The organism is Pseudomonas sp. 1152_12 (genome assembly GCF_052850675.1).
This window is the reverse complement of the sequence record NZ_VXCW01000010.1, coordinates 291,266-297,378: the sequence shown is the minus strand read 5'-3', so window position 1 is coordinate 297,378 and position 6,113 is coordinate 291,266. Positions and strand designations below refer to the sequence as shown.

General features: G+C 61.9%; 5 protein-coding genes. 4 read left to right on the top strand and 1 reads right to left on the bottom strand.

All coding sequences use genetic code 11. The features are described 5' to 3' along the window. Positions 1 to 279 precede the first annotated feature (279 nt). On the bottom strand, positions 280 to 1,032 hold the full coding sequence (locus FW764_RS20455) for a TetR/AcrR family transcriptional regulator (protein ID WP_446435421.1): 753 nt from the start codon (positions 1,030 to 1,032) through the stop codon (positions 280 to 282). 357 nt (positions 1,033 to 1,389) lie between these two features. Between FW764_RS20455 and FW764_RS20450 the strand changes: the two genes are divergently transcribed. Genes FW764_RS20450 through FW764_RS20435 form a run of 4 tightly spaced genes read left to right on the top strand, consistent with a single transcriptional unit; the run spans position 1,390 to position 6,013 of the window. Next, positions 1,390 to 2,097, top strand: a complete 708-nt coding sequence (locus tag FW764_RS20450) for an ABC transporter ATP-binding protein (RefSeq protein WP_446435420.1) — start codon at positions 1,390 to 1,392, stop codon at positions 2,095 to 2,097. Continuing rightward, entirely contained in the window at positions 2,094 to 3,293 is a 1,200-nt protein-coding gene (locus tag FW764_RS20445) for an ABC transporter permease (RefSeq protein ID WP_446435419.1), read from the top strand. Before FW764_RS20450 ends, FW764_RS20445 begins: the two co-directional genes overlap by 4 nt. Further along, the gene (locus tag FW764_RS20440) at positions 3,286 to 4,764 is read left to right on the top strand and encodes a TolC family protein (RefSeq protein ID WP_446435418.1); all 1,479 of its coding nucleotides are present in this window, start codon (positions 3,286 to 3,288) and stop codon (positions 4,762 to 4,764) included. Before FW764_RS20445 ends, FW764_RS20440 begins: the two co-directional genes overlap by 8 nt. Next, positions 4,754 to 6,013 carry an efflux RND transporter periplasmic adaptor subunit gene (locus tag FW764_RS20435; RefSeq protein ID WP_446435417.1) on the top strand — a complete coding sequence of 420 codons (1,260 nt, stop codon included), beginning with the start codon at positions 4,754 to 4,756 and terminating at the stop codon, positions 6,011 to 6,013. The genes FW764_RS20440 and FW764_RS20435 overlap by 11 nt, the downstream gene beginning before the upstream one ends. Positions 6,014 to 6,113 lie beyond the last annotated feature (100 nt).

Genomic DNA, 6,113 nt, shown 5'->3' with positions numbered 1-6,113 from the left:
CTCAGGGTGCGCGGGAACCGCGCGACGGGCAAGGTGAATGAGGCGCTGTGGGCGATAACCGAATCTACTGTCAGAATTGACAGTGGCGACGAGTGGTAGATATCTGGGAATATTCTTACAGACAACGCGATAATCGTGAGTCTGTCGCCCCTAGTCTTTTTCTTACATTTTTTTCACGAATTGTTCACATGAACAGACGTAGGGTGAAGCCTCATCCGTTACAAACGTTGCACATCAAGCCCGCCGCCCCAGCGGGCTTTTTTTGTCTTGGATTTAAGCTCAGCGCGCCACCTTGGTGACGGGCGCGGCGGCTTGCTCGCGGATCGCGCGCTGGGTGTCCAGCACCTTGGCCAACGCGGTTTCAGCTTCAGGGCTTTGCTGCGGCACGCGAATCGCGGCCGACACCAATGTGATCAGCTTGGCCATGACCTCGGCGTCCGTGGCTGGGCGGCCCAGGCTCATGGAGTTCATCAGCAGGCGCAGTTCAGTACCGGCCATCACCCCGGAAATCGCCTTGAGCGCAAATTGCAGACGCACGCCCAGCTCATTGCGTGGCAAGTCCGGCAGGGCCAGGGCGAAAGCTTCGAAGAACCGCTGGAACACCGGCTGGTAATGCACCTTGAGGTATTCCTGGATAAACGGCGAGGTGTCGCTATAGACCCGGCCCAGGAAACGAATGAACGACCGCCCCTCCCCACTGGCCGGGTCGCTACGCTCCAGGCCCATGGCCGGCGCGAACAGCACGCCGAGCAAGGTATCGCAATCGAGTGGGCCGTCAGATTCAGCTTCACAACGCGCGAGCAGTTCCAGGCGCTGCTCGTTGAGCGGCTCCAGGCGCTGCATCAGCAGGGTTTTCATCAGGGAGTCCTTGTCCCCGAAGTGATAATTCACGGCGGCCAGGTTGACCTGGGCACGCTCGGTAATCTGCCGCAGCAGAACGGCATCGTAGCCGTACTTGATGAAGAGAGCCTCTGTCGCATCCAGCAGTCGAGTCTTGGTAACGTTTGGAGCGCTGAGTTTCTTCGCGACCATAGGAGTTCCACGGGGGAAATATTGTTTTAAAAAATAATTTGATTTTTTTATACCGGGGCAGCCCTTCGAAAGCAAGTACTGCTGCTGCGCCACCCCCTAAAAGCCTATATCTCCGGGCATAACGAGGGTAGTCGAGGGCATTGCGCAGTGCCCGAGCCGGGCCGCAGAAAATCCGTTTCAAGCGGTAAGACCGCTCTACATCCATGGCTGGCGGAGCGCGTTGAACGCGGTTACTATTCAAACAATATTTTAAAAACAAGAAACAAAACCAGTCCGTGACACGTACCACGCAGTTCCCGAACCTGTTACAAGGATTTACCGGGGGCAAGCGGCACCGTCGAGACTGCAGGCGTAGTCATGATGACAGAGACCCCCGCGCACCCAGGCTTGATCGCCCTGCAAGGCATCGGCAAAAGCTATCAGCTCGCCGGGCAGCACCTGCCCATTCTCAATGATGTGTGCCTGTCCATCGCCCGCGGTGACAGCTGCGGCATCCTCGGTGCTTCCGGCTCCGGCAAAAGCACCCTGCTCAATATTCTCGGCCTGCTGGACCTGCCCAACTGCGGTCAATACCACTTTGCCGGCCACGATATTTTCAGCGCCAGCCCGGACGAGCTGGCGGCGATCCGTAACCAGCAGATTGGTTTCGTGTTCCAGAGTTTCAACCTGTTGCCGCGCCTCAGCGCCTTGGACAACGTCGCCCTGCCCTTGAGCTACCGCGGCGTGTCGCGCCATGAATCAGTCGAACAGGCGTTGCGCATGCTTGAGCAAGTCGGCCTGGCCGAGCGCGCCCACCACCGCCCCGCCGACCTCTCCGGTGGCCAGCGCCAACGCGTGGCGATTGCGCGCGCGTTGGTCGGCAAGCCTTCAGTGATTCTCGCCGACGAACCCACCGGCAACCTCGACAGCACCACCGCCCAAGAGATCATGGATGTGCTCCTGGCCCTCAACCGCGAGCAGCAGGTAACGCTGATCATCGTCACCCATGACCCGCATATCGCCGAGCACCTGGAACGCAAGATCCTGGTGCGCAACGGAGTGGTGCATGAGGCCGGGCGCCTGTGAGCCTGCGGGTCGAGCAGAGCCTGAGCCAACTGCTGCACGAAGCGCTTGTGAGCCTGCGCACCCTGGGTAAACGCTCGGTCCTGGCGCTGCTGGGTATTGTGATCGGCAGTTCATCGGTGGTGGCACTGATCAATATCGGCCATAACGCGGCCGTGGATGCGGCGATGATTTTCAAGGACATGGGCACCGACATCCTGGTCGCCCAATTCCCACCCAAGGGCAACAGCAACACCCCCATGCGTGCCAGCCTCGACCTGGACGCGGTACGCCAAGCGGTGCCTGGCATTGCCCATATCGGCGCGCTCAGCGTGTTCGGCGGGCCCCTCGTGTTCCACGGACGCACGACTAACGCCAACTTTGTCGGCACCACTGCCGACATCAAGGACGCCATGCGCCTTGTCGTACGGGACGGGCGTTTTCTTTCGGCCTTCGACGCCAGCGAAACCTACGGTGTCATTGGCGACCAGGTTGCCCAGGCCCTGAGTACACCGGGCGACCCGCTGAAACTGGGGGACCGCGTCCGCATCAACGACTACCTGTTCCTGGTGGTCGGCATCCTGCACAACCAGCCCCGGGCCATGCTGATGCCGGTGCAGGCCAACGAATCGCTGTTCATCCCCGCCGAAGGCATGCGCCGCATCTACCCGACCCCGCAAGTCGGCAACGTGATCATCCGCGCCGCACCCGGCCAGGACATGGAGCGTATCGCCCGCGAGGCCACCAGCGCCCTGAAAAACCAGCTCACCGACCACGATGTCGACATCCAGGTGCCCCAGCAGATGATCGATGGCATGACTCGGCAAAGCCGGACGTTCGCCTACTTGCTGCTGGCCCTGGGCGCCATCTCGCTGGTGGGCGGTGGCGTCGGCGTAATGAACGTGATGCTGATGAATGTCTCGGAGCGCCGCCGTGAGATCGGCATCCGCATGGCCTTGGGTGCGCGCCAACGCGACATCCGCAACCTGTTCCTGCTGGAAGCCGTAACCCTGACCGCCGTCGGTGCGCTCTGCGGCGCCGTGCTGGGCATGACCGCCGCCTGGCTCTACGCCTGGCTGTCGGGCTGGGAATTTAGCTTGGCCGCTGCCGCGCTGCCTTTGGGCGTGGGCAGTACCTTGCTGGTGGGCCTGTTCTTTGGCATCTACCCGGCGGTGTCGGCCTCACGGCTGCAGCCAGTGGAGGCCCTGCGTGATGAATAAATGGCTTGTGCTACTGATCTTGGGCAGCCTCCCCGCGATGGCCGCCGATGTAGTCATCAACCCTGCGGCGCCCAGCACCACCCGCAGCGGCTATGAGCGTGGCGTGTCGTTGAATGCCCAAGTCACCACCCTGACCTTGGGCGATGCCGTGTACCTGGGTTTGCGCAACAACCCGGCGATCCGCAGCGCGTACCTGCAACGCGTGGCGCAGAAGTTCGACCTGCGCGTGGCCGAGGACACGTTCAACCCCAAGCTCACCCTCAACAGTTATTACCGCAATAGCCGTGGCACCGCGGATAACTCACGCAATGCCAACCTGGCCCCGAACGCCACCTTGCTCGGCGAGTACGGCACCCGGCTAAGCATGGCCTGGACCCAACAACTGAATAACGCCGACCGCGCCGGCCGCTACCGCAGCGATGGCCTGGACCTGGCGCTGATCCAGCCGCTGATGCGCGGTGCAGGCTGGGATGCGACCACCGCGCCGTTGCGCCTGTCACGTCTGTCGGAGCAGGCGAACCGGCTGAACCTCAAAGCCACGGTGGCGCAGACCATCAGCCAGATCATCGCCACGTACCGCGAGCTGCTGCGCGCCCAAGAGCAATTGAGCATCGTCCAGGACGCCCTCAAACGCTCCGCCACTTTGCTGGAGGTGAACAAGGCGTTGATCAGTGCGGGGCGCATGGCCGAGTTCGAAATCGTGCAGACCGAAGCCGACATCGCCACCCAGCAACTCGGTGTGGAAGAGGCTCAGAACCAGCTTGATACGAGCCGGCTGGCCCTGCTGCGCCTGCTGGCCCTGGACCTGTCGACGCCGATCCGTGCCAGCGAAGCCCTGGAGGCCAAGCCGATGACCATCGACAAGCGCCAGGCCTTCAACCTGGCGCAGACTCAACAACCGGAATACCTCGCCGCCCTGCTCGGCAGCCAGCAGGCTAACCTCAACCTGGTGATCGCCAAGGATTCCGGGCGCTGGCAAGTGGACCTGGTGGCCGGGGCCAACCAGATTCGCGATGCCTACAATAACGACTATGGCAACAGCAATAATCGCTCGTGGAACAGCTATGCCGGGGTGCAGGTGCAGATCCCTATCGGTGACATCAGCACGCGTCAGGCCGAAGTGCGCGCGCGGGTCAATGTGGAGGATCAGGAGATCCGTATCACCGACGCACGCCAAGCGCTGGAGCGCAGCGTCAACGATGTGGTGCGCGACCTCGGCACACGTTGGCGGCAATATGAAATTGCCCAACGCGCCGTGCAACTGTCGCGACGCAAGATCGAGATCGAGCGGGAAAAACTCAGCGCCGGGCGCTCCACCAACTTCCAGGTACTGAGTTTCGAGACTGACCTGCGCAACGCCGAGAATTCGCAGCTCAATGCACTGATCGCTTATTTGAACGCCCAGACCCAGCTCGACTTGACCCTGGGCATGACGCTGGAAAGTTGGGAAATCGCCCTCAATGACTACTAACAAAAAACGCCTGCTGGGTGCTGTACTGATCGTGCTGCTGACGGGCGCGGGCATTCCCTTGCTCAGCCAGCGCAGCCCTGCCGCCAACTCAGCCGCCAGCGCCGAGCAGTGGCTGGCGGCGAAGCCCGACGCGCTGGTGCACCAGATCGGCCTGGTGGGCAAGATCGAGCCCGACACCACCATCACCCTCACGGCGCCGTTCGACGGCAACGTGCAGGCCAATCTGGTGGAGCAAGGCCAGCGCGTCGACGCCGGCCAGGTGCTGTTGCGCATGGACCCGACCACCCTCGAGGTGCAACTGCGCGACGCGCTGTCCGCCCAGCTCAAGGCCCGTCGCACCGTGCAAGAGATGCAGGACTGGGACAGCAGCCCCGCTGTGAGCCGCGCGCGCCGCAGCCTGCGCACGGCAGAAATGACCGCCGGCAACACTCAGCGCAAGCTCACCGAGAGCGAAAACCTGTTCAAGCGCGGCATTATCCCGCGCAACGAATTGGACGACCTCAAGCAACAGACCCAGCAGCAACAACTGGACCTCGCCTCGGCCCGCAGCGAACTGCAGCAGGCGCAGGATCAAGGCCGGGGCGAATACCGACAGATTGCCGAGATGGAGCTGACCAACGCCACGGTGAAGTACGACGCCCTGCTCAAACTGCTCGATGGCAAGGAGATCAAGGCGCCGTTCTCCGGCATCGTGGTGCCTGCGCCTGGCAGCAACAGTTCGCCCCAAAGCGCGGGCAACAACAACGCGCCGGTGCAGGCCGGCAGCAAAGTCAGCCAAGGCCAGGTGCTGTTCGGCCTGGCGAATATCGAGCAGCTGAAAATCGTCGCCAAGGTGTCGGAGTTGGACATTAACCAACTGCACCCAGGCCAGGCGGTAGAAGTGCTGGGCGACGGCTTCGACGGCGAGCGGCTGACCGGCTCCGTCAGTGTGGTCAGTGGCTTGGCGATTGCCAGCGATAGCCAGGGCAGCGCGCAGTTTGCGGTGACACTCTCGATTCCCAAGCTCACCGCGCAGCAGTTGCAGCAGGTTCGATTGGGCATGAGTGCGCGGCTGACTATCGTCACTTACAACAATGCGCAAGCGATTGTGATTCCAAGCCAAGCCATTAACCGCGATGACATGACCGTAAGCTATCGCGCGGCGATGGATAAGCCCGTGGAGCGGGTGAAGGTGACCACCGGGCAATCGACCGCCCAAGGCGTTGAAGTATTTGGGCTCAAGCCAGGATTCGTGAAAGTCGGAAGCTGAACCAGCCTCAAGCCCCGTGAAGATCCAAAATGTGCGAGGGGCTTGCTCCCGATGGCGGTGGATCAGTCAACCAATCTGGCGATTGACACTGCGCTTTCGC